A 16,771-nucleotide genomic window follows, 5' to 3' on the forward strand; every position below is an offset into this window, starting at 1 on the left:
CGTGGGCTTTGCGGTGGTCAAGTCAGGGAAGCCCTACGACCCGCTGTATGTGCGGCTTTCCAGCGAGACTTGACGGGCCGGGCAAAAAACAATATCTACAATTTTGCGCGAATCGTGTAGTCACCCCGTAGAGACCGCCTATCCCCTCAAGATCACCGCTAAGTGCTTGGACGGCAACGGAACAACGACCGGGCGGACAATCGTGAAGGTCACCAAAACCAAAGTCGAACTTCGCTCCAGCGAGAACAGTCCTCTGAGCAGCAGTTACGCCAAGAACCACGACACTCAGGGCATCTTCCCCATCGTCCTGGAATAACAGCCAATAGCCTTCCCACTCGCCCTGCCCCCTGCAGGGTGATCTCAATCCGGCACCCTGCCCCTAACAGGGGGGATTTTAAGGAAACTGCTACGAAACGCAAAGTAGCGAATCTTCCCACTCAGGCGCAGATTCCAGCCGCAACTCTCCAAAATTGGAAGTTCCGAATACCAGAATGGCATTGGTACTTTGGGGCAAGACGGTAGTTTTCTACCTGATTTCTCCCCAAAGAGGCCCGTGAACGTCTGAAAAAGTGCCGACACTGGCGAAACCCGGTACTTTTCTACTGTAGCGCTTGTGAAATCGCTTCACTTTGCGCTTGGTGACACGTTCCTTAAAACACCCCCCGCAGGCCATGCAAAGCAACCGGGGCCTCCTGGAAGACGTGGTCATGACTGCTCTGGCGGGGCAGGAAACGGCCAGACTCCTGAATGTTCCTTGTCCTGACCCGCCTTCGTCCCGCCCCCCTGAGACGCTGATGACCGCCGCGCTGACCGAGCCTGAAGAACAGGCGGTGATGGCCGAGTACCTGCACGTCCTGCGGGCCAGGACACGGGCATTGGTACGTCAATCCTGGCCCGAAATCCAGGTGGTGGCCGCCGGACTGCTTGAACACGCTGAACTGGATGCCGAAGCTGTAAAGTACCGGATTGTGTGTGCGCAGGGTATTCGCGGCTCACTGCTCAACTGAACTTCAAACATTTTCCTTCAGTAATTGTCATTATCACAGGAAAGGTGAGTGAGGGTTGCGGATTTTACGGTGAAAATCCCTATCGGTTCTCAGGTGTCAAAGTACACTTATCGCAGGAATGAACAGTGATGATTTCCAAACTGCCACCGATCAATTCTTAAAGGGGTTGAAACGCAGCGCGGCCACCATCCGAGCTTACCGCGCCGATCTGGTTCACTTCCAACGGTGGTTGCTAGCGAGTAGTAAGGATTTGGATGCGACAGCGCTGGAAGCGTACTTTGCAGCCCACGAGTGGGCTGCTTCCACGCAAAACCGCAAACAGACGGCGATTGAACGCTTTTGCCGCTGGGCGCGGCAACACGAGCAGTTGGAAGATGACCCGACGCTTCATTTGGAACGGCCTACCGTTCCCCCACCACATCCGCGAGGACTGCGCCGCGAAGAAATTGAGCGCATCTTTGCAGTCATTCCAGCATCACAGTCTAGAGATGCGTTGCTGTTCCGCCTGGTGTTCGAGACAGGACTTCGCATCAGCGAAGCCCTGAACATCCATCTGGACGATCTCGACCTTACCAAAGGCGACGAGCACCTGACCGTGCTGGGTAAAGGGGGGCAGCGCCGGACGGTGCTGCTCGATGACCCGAAGCTACTCAATGCGCTGCGAAAATACCTGCGCTCACTGGACTACGAACATGGGCCGATGTTTCAGGCGCAGAAGAACGGGCGTGGCGGGCCACTGCGGTATCAGAGCGTGCAGGAACGCTGGCAAAACTACGCGGCTCAGGCGGTTGTGGCCTGCACGTTGCACCAGTTGCGCCACAGTCACGCGACGGAACTGGTGAATGGCGGGGTCAGTTTGGGAACCATCAGAAAGCGTCTCGGCCACTGCCACATTCAAACCACCCTGCGCTACGCCGAGGTCAGTGACGCCTCAGCCGATGCCGAACTCAGGAAATGGCGTCGGGGTCGGAAATAATTCCTTAGCGCAGGTTTTGGTTCCTACTCTCAGGTCAGGCCGAGTACGGTAGCTTGTTGAGCAGTGGATTCTGTCGATTTCACACTCCCAGGAGACCGCGAACAGTCGGCCCCATCAAGCTTGATGGGGCCGACTGTTGATTTTTCCCGTCTGGGACGACATTGAACTGAAGTTGTCGCCTACTGAGGTTCGCAGTATGACTATTGGGCGAACCTCGTCCCAGACAGCAAAATTTCCTTGACGAGTGTTTTCGGGCCAATGTGGCTAGTACCCCAAACGGGTCACCTGAGCGCGGGCAGTTTAAGGGCCTGCGTGACGTCTCCCCAGGACACCAGTTTGAAATTGGTGACATCCTCCTGCCCCCCCGCGTCACCGTCTTGAACCACCAGCAGCCCCTGGCTGAAGCGTCCACCGAGGTTACTGGTCACGACATCTGCGCCGTCGCTATCTGTGACTAAATCGTTGCCCAGGCTGATTTGGAAGGAGCCGAAATACTTTTCTCCCAACCGATCGTACACGGAGTAGCGGTTGCTGCCCTGACTGCTGACGAGCAGGTAGCCAGCGTTCCCCTGGCCGCGCGCAATGGTAAGTCCTTCCACATCGGCACTCAGGCGCTCGCCTGCGGGGGCCACCTGGTCAAGCAGGTTGACCTGCTGCGTGCCCAGTTTGAGTCGCCACACCCCGACCTGTTCCTGTCCCAGAAAGGCGTAGCCCGTGGCCGCGTCCACCACCATGCCCTCAAACTGAGGGTCGTCAACGGTCAGCCCAGCCTGCGCAGCTGGAAATACATATCTGTTGATGGGGCGCACGCTGACGCCCTGACCATCGTCGAAAAGTTCGACTTCTGCAATGGTGGGAAACCCGTTTTGCGTGACCAATACCCGGTCCTGACCAGACGCGGTGCGGTAGGCCGTCAGTCCATAGGACTTGCGTTTGCCGTCGCTCTGCTCACCAGCCGGGGTAAAAATCATGGGGCTGTTAGGACTGGTGACTTCGCGGAACTGCCGGGTTTGGGGGTCGATCACAAATGCGGCCACCCGGTCGGAGAGCCGTTCACTGGCTACTGCCAGGTCAACCAGCTTGCCGCCGAGCTTGAAGCCTCTGACCAGGTCCACGTTGTTGTAGCGAATCTTGCCAGGGTTGTAGTCCTGAATGGTTTTGCCCGCGAGGTCAAAGCTGGTCAGGCCGCCTTCCTTGCGCGTCGCTATGACAAAGCTGCGGGTCGCATCGGTACTGTCGACCCAGATAGCCGGGTCGTCGGAGTCGGCGGGCTTGCCGACCTTCGCGGTTTCGGCTACGGCCTGAACCATAGGAACTTCTTTCACGGGATGCACGGTGGTAGAAGCGCAGGCGGCGAGCGTCAGAACTCCGGGCAGCAGGACAAGCTTCTTCATCCTTTCCAGCCTGCGCTTCACGGGTCAGTTAAGTGTCAGACCGGACGCCTCAGCAGACGCCGAACTCAGAAAATGGCGTCGGGGTCGGAAATAATTCCTTAGCGCAGGTTTTGGTTCCGATTCTTAGGTGAGGCCAGGTGCTTTGAAACTGCTCACAAGGGCGAGGCTGCTTAGCGCCTCAAGAGTGTGCAGATCTCTCCATTCGGCGTGGGCATGGCCTCACTGTTGGGCGCCGTGAACACCAGACCCGACGCCTGAACCTGTTCTTCTTGGCTCATACCGGGTTTCGGGGAGCTGAAGGGCCTTCAGTAAAATAGAGGCTGTGTTGAACCTGATTCGTCTTCTAGACGACGAAAAGTGCTTCTCCGTGGTTCGTGAGCTGAGATGGCCGAATGGTGTCCAGTGCCCACACTGTGCCAATCCGTACGTCACCAGGCAAGGGGGGATTTTAAGGAAGCTGTTATGAAACGCAAAGTAGCGAAATTGCCTACTGAGACGTGGATTTCAATGGCAAGCCCGTGCAGTCAGGAGTGCCGAATATCTCAATGGCGTTGGTAATTTGGGGCAAGGCAGTAGATTTCTACCTGATCTCTACCCGAAAAAGCTCATTGAATAGCTGGAGAAGTGCCGACTCTGGCATAACTCGGTACTTTTCTACCATGCCGTTTGTGAAATCGTTTCACTTTGCGCTTGGTGACACGTTCCTTAGAACACCCCTAGTTACAAAGGGAAAAGCCGCCAAATCTGGCGGCTTTGATGTTGCAAAGAATAGCGTGTTATGCACACGAATTCAAGTTATTCATCCCGATCGGGTTTTCAGCGACTGGTACAGCGTATCCCGGTTGATGCCCAAGTCACGGGCAATCACCGTCTTACGTTCCCCGGCAGCCACCCGCTGCCGGGCCTGTTCCACCTGCTCAGGCGTCAGCGCCCGCTTGCGGCCCTTGTATTTCCCAGCCTGTTTCGCCTTGGTAATTCCTTCGCGTTGGTTTTCCAAGTTCTGTGCCCGCAAGAACTCTGCCACTGCGCCCAACATGGTGAGCAGCAGCGTGTTCATCGGGTTGTCTTCGCCGGTGAAAATGACCCCCTCACGCTGGAACTCCACCCGCACGCCACGCCCTGAAAGATCAGTCACGATGCGCCGCAGGTCATCCACGTTACGGGCCAGGCGATCCATCGAGTGCACCACCACGGTGTCGCCCTCACGCACATAAGCCAGCAACTCCTGGAGCTGGGGCCGCTTGGCATTCTTGCCACTGGCTTTGTCTTCAAAGATTCTGTCCAGTTCCACGCCATCCAACTGGCGGGCGGTGTTCTGGTCGACGGTGCTGACGCGAATGTACCCAACTCGCTGTCCTTTTGCCATCCTTCCTCCAGCTTTGTCGGTTTAGGCTTTAGACATCCCCCGACACATGCCGGAATATAGCAAAACTGACCCTAAACCGACACCCAAACACCGATTCCATCGTCACCCAAGATTGCCGGACTAGGGTATACCCCAGAACGGCACAGATTAAGGGTCGCTCCGTTGTTAGCAGGCATACAAAGATGTAATATTGCACTCACTGGGGTCTGTGTCGCTTGCGGCACAGACCTTGGACATTTATGGCTCATCCTCAGTGACGCTTGGAGGCATACTCTTGAGGAAAATTGCGGCGTTGAGGAAGATGGCAGGATAACGGCTCATGATGTTTTGCAGACGTTCCCTACGCAATGGGAGGGTGCGGTCCATTCGGGGGTGTTTTAAGGTTCTTGTCACCAAGCGCAAAGTGAAACGATTTCACAAGCAACAGAGTAGAAATGTACCGCTTTCAGGCTGTGTCGGTACTTTTTGGGCCGATTTGGACGTGTTGGGTCACTCAGAACAGGTAGAAATCTACTGACTTGCTCCGAAGTACCGATGCCATTCGCACAAACGGCACTGCCCAGTTTTAACTCTTTGGCCTGTAAATAACGTCCCAGCAGCAGAATTCACTACTTTGCGTTTCGTGGCAGCTTCCTTAAAACACCCCCAAGTAACGAACTGTACCGCACTGTACCTTTGATGGAAGACGAAGCTGTTCCGACCGTCATCCAACTTGTTCAGGAACGTCTCCATGGGGATGGATATAGACGAGAATTTCAGCTCTTTCAGAGTCTGAGTGACATTCCTGGTTGGGTTCAGAAATTTCTGTCACACGACGTAAGTCGAGTCCGGATTCAAGAGGTGACAGCCCTGAGTGGGAATGACCTGTCGCGAATATCGAAACAGCTCAATAAGCATCACGAGTGGCAACCTTGATGATAGGGCGCCCATAAGACGTGTTGGCCGGGGTCACGTAATACTCCCTATTCCTGCTGCCAGTCTACCTTCACCCCGTGCTGGTCGAGGAGTTCCCGCACGCTCAGGTCAAGCATAGCCTGGTCGAGCCCTGCCGGATTGGTGGCTGTGAGCTTGACCTCCAGTTTCACTTGGCCCTTGGCATCTTGCAGGGCACTAAACAGGTCGAGCAGAGTAGGAATTTGCGGCAATGTGACATCGGGCAGGGTCAACCGCACTGTAGTGATTCCACGACCTTTTCCACCAGTACTAGTTCCATTGTTGGTGGCGCTTCCACCGCCTCCCTGTGTACCACCAACTGTGCCAGAGCCTTCGTCGCCGTCGTTTGCTTTTTCTCCTTCATTGCCCGGTTCTGGCTTGGGCCGTGGGAGAGTGCCGGGCCGTGCCAGCTTATAGATGTCGTTGAAGAACACGCCTCCATCGTCAATGGGGTTCTTGCGGTCATAGATGTTCTTGACCTCACCACCTACAAACTGTCCCATTTCGAAGAGGCCCTGCCCAATGCCGCGCACGATGGCCGACTTGATGGCCGCTTCAGACTCCACGAATGGCAAGTGTGGCAGGCGTGTAAAGTACTCCTTGAGCTTGTTCAGCTCTAGGTAGGGCTCATCGCCTGGCCAGAGCTTCCAGGGCCCCTGCAGAAGCAACGCCGGGTCAATGGCACTGATGAGCAGGTCTTCCTGGCGCAGAACGTCAGTGACTGCGCCTTCCAGAGTCGCCTTCGTCTTCGCATGCGCGGTGATGTCGATAACCCGCCACACACTCTCGCCGTTATCGCCCACGCTGGGCATGTAGAGGGCCGTGTAAGCAGCCTTAGTGAGACTGGGTACCATATCCGTCTGCTTAGTCAGGCGCTCTTTCAGGTCAGACTTTTGCTCCGGGCTGAGGGTGAGCGTCTTGTCCTTCTCGATGTCCTGCAAGGCTAGCAGGGTGCGGGCCGCATCCACAGCGCGGGTGAAGTCGCCGCCCTTGCCGAGCAGATAGACCAGCGTGTTCTTCTGGATGCGTGGGCCACCGCCGACGTTCTGCTGGATGCTGCTGAGTTTGCGTTCGTAAGCATCTTTGTCGTCCAGAGAGGCATCCGGCCCCAGGAGCACCAACTTGAAACCAGGGCCATCTGGTACATCCTTCTGATTTTCCGGCCACACGAAGGGCTTGAAGAGGCCGGAACCAGCGACCTTCTGTACAGTGTCTCGCACCAGTGTCTCGGCTCGTTCACGCTTCACCTGCGCGGTGCGGTCAGCCAGCACGCTGTTCAGGTTGGCCTGCGCCTTGAATACATAGTTCCCGTTGGCGTGCATGTAGTACAGGCGGTTCTTGAGTCGGTCCAAGGCATCCGTGACCAGCATGGGCGTGATGCCTTCGGGGTGGAGCAGGGCCAGATTCAGGCTCGGCTTGGTGATGCCTTTGCGGTCGCTGCCGGAGTGAGAGGCCATGAACACCGCACTGGCAACCGTCTGAGCCAGGCGGAACTTGGCGTAGTTGCCACCCTGTTCCTTGTCAATCTGATAGGAACGGCCATTAGGCGCACTGAGGTCGCTGGCAAGCGCCCCGCCCCACTCGGCGTCCTTGAGGGTCTGCGTGACCGTCGCCTGCATTTCGCCTTCCTCAAGACCCACATCACCAAGCGAAATGAGCGGGCGAGCTGCACCAGAGAGGTAACCGTGCTCGATGACGCGAGCCAGCAGGCGCAATACCCCGCGAGTCTTCTGGAAGCTCTGCATACTGCCCCACTGCTCGTACAGCAGGTCAATCAGCTCTGGGTGGAAAGGGAACGCCCGCATCATTTTCTTGCGGTACTCGGCGGTGCGGGCCTCGTTCGGCAGGTCGTCCTTGTGCTCGTCGAAGAGACGGCTGTACTCGGCAGCCACCTGCTCGGCAGCTTTCTGGTTGATGCTGTCGAACAGGCGGCGGCGAATGACCTCGTAAATTTCCTCGCCCTGCACTGGCACACGCACGGCCTGCACACGACCGAAGATTTTCTCCAGGCGCGAGAACACTTCCGGGGCTTCCTGATGGTCGTAATACTCGATGTGAGACTCAGGGAAGGTCGTCACAAGTGCCACGCCTTCCACTCCTGCCACGGCCTCAGTGAGGCTCTGGAGGAATGCGAAGGTCTGGGCCTGAAGGGTCGTGCCCTCGACACGCTTGCCTGCGGCTTTGACCTGATAGACCAGCAGCTCGTCCATCAGAATCAGCGAACTACACTTCTGGCTGCGCACCAGATTGAATAGCTCAATCAGCCTGTCCTTGCTGGGTGCGATGCCGGACTCATCGGCATCACTCAACAGTTTGTAGCCCTCTTTGCCGCCGAGCTGATAAGCCATTTCGCCCCAGAGAGTCCGCAGGCTCAGGCCATCCACCCTATGGCCGTTAGGGTCAAGCTGAGTCCCGACCAGCACGGCGACTTTGGCGCGGGGGACATCCTGCAATTCGGCAGCCTTGAGAATGGCGGCGCGGTCGGCGTCCTCGATGTCGGCGTGGTGCTTGACCAGGTGGTACAGGGCAATCAGGGCGTGCGTCTTACCGCCCCCGAATGGCGTGCGGAGCTGCACCACCGACTCCCCGCCTGTCCCGGCCAGCCGCTTGAGGGTATCGGCCAGTACAGCGGTCAGTTCCTTGGTCAGATAGGTCTTCCTGAAGAACAGGTCGGCACGGCGGTATTCCAGGGGCGCACTGCCATCGTCACGCACCACATCGTCCAGCTTGGCGGCAAATGTGTTCTCGTCGAACTGGCCTTTGCGGATGTCCTCGTGGGGCTGGGCGTTCTTCCACCAGGGCTGAAGTGCGGGGTCATTCACGACATTGGCTTTCTGCTTCTCGGATTTGGTGCCCGTCAGGATGTCGTCGCGCAGCGCCTTGACCTCGGCGGCCTTCTTGTCCTCGTTCATCAACACCAGCAGCCGCGCCATGTTGTCCAGTGCGCGGTATGCGTCGTCATCTTCCACCAGTTTCTGGTGGGCGTAGTCGTGCCGGACATCCGCGATTTCCTGTGCCCAGGTCACGGCTTTGCTGTGCTGGTTACCGAAGAGAGGCTTGAAAATGTCCTTCTGACGCAGAATCACATCCCCAAAGTGGGTCACATCAATCAGGTCTTCGGGCGCTTTAAGCTTTCCCGCCTGCGACAGCGACTCGATGGTGCTTTTGACGTTGCTCTGCTTGGCCGGGGTCAGCGACTCCATAAACGCTTCGAACCACGCCTGACCGCTGCCGTACTGTACCTTCAGCTTGCGCGGCACATAATCCCGCACAGCGTCGGCGTAACTGAATATGGCTTTGCCGAATGCTTCCTGTACTGCGCTCATGCCTGTCCTCCAAAGAGCGTCTCAAGGGGGTTGCCACTGGGCTTGGGCAGCCCTTCGCGGATGGTCAGCAGCTCGTGCAGCGCTCGCCCGTCGTCCACGCCGTCTTGCACTTCGGCCAGCGCCTGCATGGTCTGCCAGAACGCTTCCTCCGGCAAGTACCCCACCGCACTCAGGTAATCCGCCACCGCCTGCCGACTCCCACCACCCAGCAACGTCACGGCCTTGTGCATCGCATCCACCATTGGCACCTTCTCGCCCGATTTGCTGAGGCCCAGCGCTTTGTCCTTGCTGCGGGCCTTGAGACCCTGCACGGTGGCTTTCTCGCCCTTGACCACTACCAGACCGCTGTCCTGAATATCCGTAAGCTCGCGACCCACCGACTGAGCCAGCTTGCGGGCCTCATCAGACGGCAACTCCGGGCCGTACCCCCATAACGACAGCAGAGCAAACTGCGTGGGTGCATCCACCGCCCCCATGCTCTTTGCGCCCAGCACCTGCCCCAGCGCGAACTCCATGACAATCTTGCGAACCTCATCGAGGAACTCGCCCACCGACACCACTTCACCCGACACGCGCCGCACCTCATCGTGCCGGCTATACGCCTCCAGCCCCGGCCCAATGGCCGACATGAAGAAATCCGCCCCGCGAATCCCAGACGCCCAGAACTCTGCCAACTGAGGCTGAATCGCCGCAATCATGTCCCGACGAACATCGTTGAAGTAGCCAACCCCGCCCGCCGTGCGCTTGGTGCAGTTAAGGAAAGTGGACGAGGCAAGCGCGGCTGCATTGTGAGAGACTGTTCTTCCTTGCATTTCCGTCTTTAACGGCCAACTTGCCTGAACTAAGAATCCCGCCTTAATAAGTGCAGCTATTAAAGTTTCCCAAGCTTCTGTAGATTTATGAGCAAAAACAATCGTAGCCTCTCCGCTCTCTTTAAGCACTCTGTGCATCTCAGAGAAGGAATTGGACATTAATCTCTCGTAATAAAGCTTCGCCGCCTCTCTATCGCCATTATGCCGAGAAGGATTCTGAACGATTTCTCCCGATTTTGGAGTTAGGGGAGTTCTAAAGTGTAGCGCAAGCGATGCGGGTACATTGATTTTGAGCCAGACATAGAAATAGTCAGAAAGTCCAGAATAAGGCACTGCATCATAATATGGCGGGTCGGTAATAATAGCGTCTATGCTCGAATCTTCCAAAGGAATTTTTTCTGCTGAACCCCTTAGTATGGTTGCGTAGTGTGAAGAGCTTCTAGCTGCGAAGTCATTGGCCTTACTAACCCAGCCGACTGCACTCTGCCAGTCACCAGTAGCATTTCCAATTGGATTTGCTTCTACGTAATCCCAGAGCATAGATATTGACTGCCGCGCAAAAACTCCCTGTATCTTCTCTCTACCATTCTCCCAGCGACTAAAGCTTGAGTTTGAGTTTGCAAGTCTATCGAAAGATACAGCCAACTCAGTCTTGACTGCATCCTCGTAACCCGTATCTTCTGAGTCTAATTTTACAGAAGAAATTAGTTTAGAAAAAATAGACAGCGAAACCTTCTGTCTTTCTGTAAAGAATTGACTCCATTTCTTAAATCCATATCCTCTGACTCTAACTGCGCTGTTTCTCCAAATTTTCTCATCGGGGATGTCTTCTTTTGGGTATCTCGCTTCATTCAATCTCTCAAGTGTATTAAATTTATCCTTCGCTGTTTGCAGTGCGGCAAAATCCAATTCATTTGGAAGACGATATCCACGCCCATCTTCAGTAAAAGATTGAGTCACTACGCATAGCAGCCTGTCACCAAACCCCCTGTCTTGCGCTTGATTTTGAATATCTGATTTTGTGGTTGAAGCTGTACAGATGGGGCAAATTACCGTAGCATCAGTAACGCTACCTTCTTCAGGCCACTTCGCGCCTTTTTCGGGTGTTACTAAGGAAAAAGTCAATTCATTATCGTTTATCATTGGCTGAAGAGCGTATTTCTGCCTTGAAGTGTTTGATATCCAGTAAGTCTTCAGCATTGGCACTTCAGCCCGACACCCTGGGTTGGAGCATGTGACCGTCCTTGCCCACAAATAAGCCAACGGGATTCGTCCATCCGGCTCAGATGGATAAATGTCTTGTAATTCTTCTCTAGCTTTTTCCAGCACCCATTCGCCCCAGTAGCGGACATCGGTGGCGAGGGGGTTCTGCCGGTACGCTTTGGCCCATTCGCCGTCGCTGTCGTCTCCGAACATGGAGACCTGCTTACTGGCCTTGCCTTTGTTGGCCTTGCTGGCTCTGGCGGTGGCGCTGGCGACGGCCTGCTGGTCTTTTTCGCGGATGTACTCCGGGACGGGGCGGCTGTTCGGCTGGCCGTACTTCTGCGGGAATTCCAGCGTGGCCTTCTGAATGATGTGCGCGACGGGGTTCAGGTCAAGGCTGTACACTTCGCAGCCCAGGCGCAGGGCCTCAAGGGGAATGGCCCCGCCACCGCCGAAAGGGTCGAGGACTTTGGGGGGAATGCCGCCGTTGGCTTCCAGCACGCGCCTGCGGGCCTCCAGGATGTCGGGGCTGTTGCCGTCCTTGACCGCTTCCCAGGGCACGATTTTCTTCACCAGTTCGTAGTTCTCATCGGTATCCGGAACCAGGGTGGCGAACACGGCGGCGCGACTCGCGGCGAGCGGGCGGCGTGCCCACCAGATGTGCAGCGTGGAAATGTGACCGTGCCGGATGCTTTTCTCGCGTGCCGACTCGGTGCTGACCTCGTTGAGTGGCAAGCGGTGTTCAATCAGTCGTTTGTAAGCCATGTGTTTTCCCAGAATAACGGGCGGGAGCAAACGATCCTGTCACCTTTTAGGAAAACGACACTTGGTGTCGGGCTGCACGTCATGACCGTGTGACAGTTCCTATGGGAGAGTGCAGTTCCATGAAAATGAACGTCTCAAAAGCTGCGGCTGCCTTTTTCGCTCTCACGACGGTTGGTCTGCTGGGTTACGCCACGGGTCAGTCACAGGCCAATACGAACACCTTCCGGGTGACGGACATCCGGTACGACGAGAGCATGGGGACAAAATTACCCCTTCCAACGTTCCCGAAGAACTGGAAGCTCATCAGTGTCAGCAATGGCGAGAAGGCCAACTCAAATACCCTCTGGTTTCAGTCGGCTGATGGAAACGTTTACATGCTGTCGGGATTTACGACTTATGGGCAGTTCATCATCGACGGCACAGCGGAAAAGCTGAACGCCCGCTGAGACGAAAGTCGCATTACGGCCTGCCCAGTTTTGAGTAGGCTGTTGTCGTTTGGTGGGTCAGGTGGGTTTCCGAGTTGGAGAGGGGTGCGCGTCGAGAATGGGATGTTGCAGGTTGTTGCACCTGACCCGAATTCGTACCGGAATTGCCGCACTTTCGATTTTTAGCCGTGCCCGGCTGACACGCTAAAACGCTAGCGTGTTCGTTAGCTTGCCAGTATCAACACTGGTGCTGATACCCGAATTCAACCCGAATTCAACCCGAATTCGTTTCGGGAAGAATGTAGTGTGCCGCCTGTCCACGTCCAACCAGCACAATCTTTTTCTCGTTACGCAGGCGCTGGAGCAGGTATTCGGCCCGGCCTTTCTCCATCCGGTTTTCCTTAATGACCTCACTCCGCTTCACCCGGCCATGTTCCCGAATACGGTTGATAACCCATTGTTCATCGGCATCCGTCTCGGCCTGCTTACGGCGCTCATACTCGTCAAGCTGATTGAGTTCCTGGTATACAGCGCTACTCAGGTGGTAAGTCGCGTTGCGGCCTGAACGTCGGCGTTCCACCAGGCCCCAGTCCAGCAGTTCCTCCAGAATGTTCCGGCACTGGGCTTCCTCGACGTTCGCCAGTGGAGCGGCTTCCTGCGCGGACAGTTCCCTGGCCTTGGAGAGGTGGTGCATGACCATCAGGTGTCGCCAGTCCATCGTCTGGTGTTCGTCCTGAGCGCGAATGACCATTTCCACGAATCGGACATCGGCCTCACCACCAGGAATGGCCACGCTGACGCTGTTGCCGTCGCTCTTGTATTTCGGTGCTGGTCGCCCAGAACTCAGGACATCCCCGAAGATGCGGGGCACGCCGCGTCCAGTGCGTTCGACCAGGCCAAGGCGTTTGAAAATATCGGCAAGGAGAGGGTTACGGGGTGTGGGCTGGGCGTAGAGCAGGTTCTGCACGGTGATGCCGTCCATGAACGCACCAGGGCTGGTGATGTTCAGTTGGTCGCCCTTGAACTGGAAGTACACGGCGTTCAGCAGCGTGTAATCCCGGTGAACCAGGGCGTTGGCGAAGGCTTCACGCACCGCCCGCTCCGGGTATTGCGGCACAGCCATGCGCTCTAGACCAAAACGCAATTCCTTCTGCGGGTTGCGGTTCAGGAAGAAGTTCTCGTACAACTCCCAGACGCGCAGCAACGGTTCACGGTAGAAGTCATTGGCTGTTACGTCCTGGTCGGCCTCCAGTTGCTGGAACCCCACCTCATGCCCAGGAATGTAGGCGCGAATGGCGGCAATGTCGCCCGCCACCAGAATGCCCGCCACGGTAGGGTAAATTTCCTTCCCTTCGCGTTGCACCAGTCCCAGCGCATCGGCCAGGGCGGCATTATCCAGTTCCAGCAGGGCTTTATCCGCCTGCGGTTGCCTCCGCACAAAACCACGAATACGGTCAAATTCGGCCAGCGACAGGGCGTCGAATCCCAGGTCACGAATAGGTTGCTGCGTGTGGTCATACTGGCGCTTTACCGCCAGCAAGGCAGGGATTTCATGCGGGTAGATGGTGGCGCACTCCGGGTTTCCCCAGGAATCGAACCGACGTTTTAACATGCGCCCCTGACTGGTAGATACCAGGGACGATGCTTTGCTGACCTGAATGACGGCTACAGCCCCATCCGAAGTAATCACGATTTCCGCCTGCACCTCCGGCCTAGAGCTGCCTTGCAGGACATTACGAAGGTAGGCACTGATGCCGTTTGCAGGTCTACCCTGGTGCTTGGCGTGCAGACCAGTGATGGTGCCACCATCCTCCACGCCTAATAGCAGTGCTCCACCCTCGGCATTCGCCAGGCAGACGACGGCGTCCTGTAGTTCCTCATCTGAAAGGCCGCTTTTCTGACCAGGCGAGTCGCTCTTAAACTCGACAGAGAGGGTTTCGCCACCAGCAATCAATTGTCGGAGTTCCTGCTCAGTCATTACGCTCCAGAATACTGGCCGTTCACAGCAGGCGCTGACGGGCGCGTACCTGCTGCATAGCCTGTACCAGACCATCATCGGGGTCGTCCTGGTTCACCAGCGGGATGAAGAACTGGGCGCTGATGCGGAAGGGGTCGCGGCCCATATAGTCATCGAAGGCGGCCTGGGCGTCAATGGTGGCCTTCTCCGGGGTAGAGGCCAGCGGCCTGTTCTTCTCGCTCAGGAACTGCTGAAATGCCTCTCTGAAGCGGTGGCCGAAATTCTCCCGCAGGTGGGGCCGCTCGGTGGCGAGTTGCTGCTCGAAGCGCAGACGGGCCTGAGCTTCAACTTCGCCAAGGAAGCCCTTGACCAGCTCCATGTCCTCCAGCCGGAGCACATATAGGCCACGCGCACCGGGAACATCCTCCAGCAGTTGGTTCAACTTGCGGCGCTCCGTGCGCAGAAAACGCTGGAATTGCTGGGCAAGCTGGGAAACATCGGGGTCAACGTACTCCACGCTGGGGTACTTCACGCGGTTCGCTTGAGCCTGTGAGCTGGCGTGGCCCAGGGATTCCGGGGTCATGCTGTATTGGCCGGTTAGCAGACGGAAGGACAGCCGTACCGCTAGCACGCCGGGCTGGGAGTGGCTTATCAGCATTTCTGCGAGCTTCTGGCGCTCCTCGGCAAGGTGGTCAATTTCGCGCTGGAGGTCGCCAAGGTCAAAGGGCTTGCTGTTCTGCCATAGGTACTCCAGCGCGCTTAGAGCTTTTTGCGTCAGGGGATGGGGACCGCTCATGGCTTCCACCTGCTTGCTGTGCGCTGTGCCCGCCTCACCCCGGTTACTGAGGTTGGCACTGCCGAGCCACAAGACGCCCTGCTGGTTATACTCGCGGGCGTAGACCTTGGCGTGAAGGGTGGGCATGCGCCTGACCTCCACACCCCACTCCAAGTACGCCTTGACTGCGCTCACGTCTGACAGGCCTCTCAGAAAGTCCTCGGCACATCCACGGATGAGCAGTCGGTCCCCCCTCTGTACGCTGCCAAGCAAATCGGCATGCCGCGTCGTGAGCCAGGGTGAGAACAGCCACCGTCGGCCCGGCCCATCCAAGTCTGGCACGGCGGCCCGCCAGCCTTCAGCAATACGAATCAGGTCAGATGCAGGCTTGGCTACGCTATGGCCTGCCGGGACGAGAACCGTGTCGAAGAGACTTTGCTGGTCACTCATGCTTGCTTGAGTTCATATCACAGGGGTTGTTGAAACGGCTCGCATAATGCAGGTCAAGGACTCGGTGCAGGAGTTAATGTGGGACATGCTAAAAAACGATGACTGGTTCACACTGGCACAATGAGTCTTGTGCGGGGATTATTACGCCTGGTCACATCAACTCGTTGTGGACTGGGGCGTCCGTCGTGACTATCAGTGCCCAGCAGCTTCGTTCCCTCATTGTGACCTTTCCAAATCGCCAGCCGTTAACCGCCGTGGCCATCCAGGAACGGCTTGATGGGGGATGGTCAGACGAACAGGCTCACCTTGATGGCTGGCTCGCTGAGTATGACGACCCTGGGTATTACAACCGGGCTGGGCATAACTATGATGCAAAGTACTTCTACAACCATTTTCAGGACGGATATGGTCTCATGTGGCTGGCTGAAGCTGTAGGCGTTGACCGGTCAGTATTGGAGCAGGGTGCCAGCGCTATGTGGGGGTGTTTTAAGGAAGCTGCTACCAAGCGCAAAGTGAGGAGTTTCACGAGTCAGACAGGGAAGCGACTGATGACCCGCTCGTACTCCTTCTGTGCTTCGCCCAGAGCGAGCCGCGAATACACTTCCAAAGACTGGCGTGAACTATGTCCGCTGTAGGGCTGGATCAGAGCATCATCAATGCCCTGTTTTTTCAACCAGGTCAGCAGATAGTGTCTAAGCTTATGGGGGCTGATGTTGCGCTCAATCCCGGCCTCCGCGGTGTAGCGCTCCAGCATCCGGCGGATGCCCCGGTCACTGTAATGCCGTTTCCACGACGACTCAAACAGGTAATTGCCGCCCCGCTGCTTGCGGTGTTCGATGTGCAGCGCAAGTGTTTCCCTGAAGCCCAGCGGGAACGGCACAATTCGATCCTTGCTTCCCTTCCCCAGATTCACCCTCATTTGGCAAGCCTCTAAGTCAACGTCGTTTAGCCTGATTGCCACCAGTTCCGACACACGAACACCTGTGTACAAGAAGGTTTTGATCAAGACCAAGTCAGCGGTGCGGCGCGTGCGCCACACCGCCTGATACAGCACACGCACTTGTTCTTCAGTCGGCACCCAAGGTAAGCGTCGTGAGGATGTCGGCACTTCCACTTCCAGTTCCGCCCTCAGGTGTCTGAAAACGTCTTTCAGGTAGGCATAATCTGGTCGTTCCGCCCGCAGCAGTTTCGCCACTTCACGGGCTTTCTTCTTGGCACTTGTGCGCCTGGTCATACCGACAGTTTGAGCCTGTGGCCTGACGGCCTGACAAACTTTATGAGAGAGGACGTAAAACCAGCGTCCAGCCGACTTCCAGCAACGTAATGGGGTCAGAGCATTTCTTCTTCCGTTTGCCCAGAGGTTCTGGATCAGGCCCACCTGG

At 56.7% G+C, this 16,771-nt stretch carries 11 protein-coding genes; 4 read left to right on the top strand and 7 right to left on the bottom strand.

From position 1 onward, the window contains the following. Positions 1–671: 671 nt before the first annotated feature. Both E5Z01_RS17475 and E5Z01_RS17480 read left to right on the top strand, forming a co-directional pair. Complete coding sequence (locus E5Z01_RS17475) at positions 672–1,007, top strand: hypothetical protein (protein WP_135230536.1); 336 nt, start codon at positions 672–674, stop codon at positions 1,005–1,007. A 118-nt stretch (positions 1,008–1,125) separates the two neighbouring features. Next, positions 1,126–1,983 (top strand): tyrosine-type recombinase/integrase, encoded by an 858-nt coding sequence (locus E5Z01_RS17480; protein WP_135230537.1) that lies wholly within the window; start codon positions 1,126–1,128, stop codon positions 1,981–1,983. Positions 1,984–2,264: 281 nt separating this feature from the next. On the opposite strand, the gene E5Z01_RS17485 is transcribed toward E5Z01_RS17480, so the two are convergent. Next, a complete protein-coding gene (locus E5Z01_RS17485) occupies positions 2,265–3,377 on the bottom strand; it encodes a phytase (protein ID WP_135230538.1) in 1,113 nt (370 codons plus the stop codon). A gap of 322 nt (positions 3,378–3,699) precedes the next feature. Between E5Z01_RS17485 and E5Z01_RS20415 the strand changes: the two genes are divergently transcribed. Continuing rightward, complete coding sequence (locus E5Z01_RS20415) at positions 3,700–3,843, top strand: transposase (protein ID WP_167757995.1); 144 nt, start codon at positions 3,700–3,702, stop codon at positions 3,841–3,843. Positions 3,844–4,176: 333 nt separating this feature from the next. Here the strand turns inward: E5Z01_RS20415 and E5Z01_RS17495 are convergent, their stop codons facing one another. The 3 genes from E5Z01_RS17495 to E5Z01_RS17505 all read right to left on the bottom strand — a co-directional run bounded on the left by E5Z01_RS17495 (position 4,177) and on the right by E5Z01_RS17505 (position 11,782). Continuing rightward, complete coding sequence (locus E5Z01_RS17495) at positions 4,177–4,743, bottom strand: recombinase family protein (protein WP_135230539.1); 567 nt, start codon at positions 4,741–4,743, stop codon at positions 4,177–4,179. A 962-nt stretch (positions 4,744–5,705) separates the two neighbouring features. Next, positions 5,706–9,002, bottom strand: coding sequence for a DUF499 domain-containing protein (locus tag E5Z01_RS17500; protein ID WP_135230540.1), 3,297 nt, complete (start codon positions 9,000–9,002; stop codon positions 5,706–5,708). Then, a complete protein-coding gene (locus E5Z01_RS17505) occupies positions 8,999–11,782 on the bottom strand; it encodes a DUF1156 domain-containing protein (protein WP_135230541.1) in 2,784 nt (927 codons plus the stop codon). The genes E5Z01_RS17500 and E5Z01_RS17505 overlap by 4 nt, the downstream gene beginning before the upstream one ends. A gap of 119 nt (positions 11,783–11,901) precedes the next feature. Here E5Z01_RS17505 and E5Z01_RS17510 point away from each other — a divergent pair, with 119 nt between their 5' ends. After that, complete coding sequence (locus tag E5Z01_RS17510) at positions 11,902–12,228, top strand: hypothetical protein (protein ID WP_135230542.1); 327 nt, start codon at positions 11,902–11,904, stop codon at positions 12,226–12,228. 253 nt (positions 12,229–12,481) lie between these two features. Here the strand turns inward: E5Z01_RS17510 and E5Z01_RS17515 are convergent, their stop codons facing one another. The 3 genes from E5Z01_RS17515 to E5Z01_RS17525 all read right to left on the bottom strand — a co-directional run. Next, positions 12,482–14,185 (bottom strand): ATP-binding protein, encoded by a 1,704-nt coding sequence (locus tag E5Z01_RS17515; protein ID WP_167757996.1) that lies wholly within the window; start codon positions 14,183–14,185, stop codon positions 12,482–12,484. A gap of 22 nt (positions 14,186–14,207) precedes the next feature. Next, positions 14,208–15,086 carry a phospholipase D-like domain-containing protein gene (locus E5Z01_RS17520; protein ID WP_135230544.1) on the bottom strand — a complete coding sequence of 293 codons (879 nt, stop codon included), beginning with the start codon at positions 15,084–15,086 and terminating at the stop codon, positions 14,208–14,210. An 832-nt stretch (positions 15,087–15,918) separates the two neighbouring features. Further along, a partial coding sequence (locus E5Z01_RS17525) for a tyrosine-type recombinase/integrase (RefSeq protein ID WP_240738542.1) occupies positions 15,919–16,771 on the bottom strand: 853 nt, incomplete at its 5' end.

Origin of the sequence: Deinococcus fonticola, assembly GCF_004634215.1 — a bacterium.
GTDB lineage: Bacteria > Deinococcota > Deinococci > Deinococcales > Deinococcaceae > Deinococcus > Deinococcus fonticola.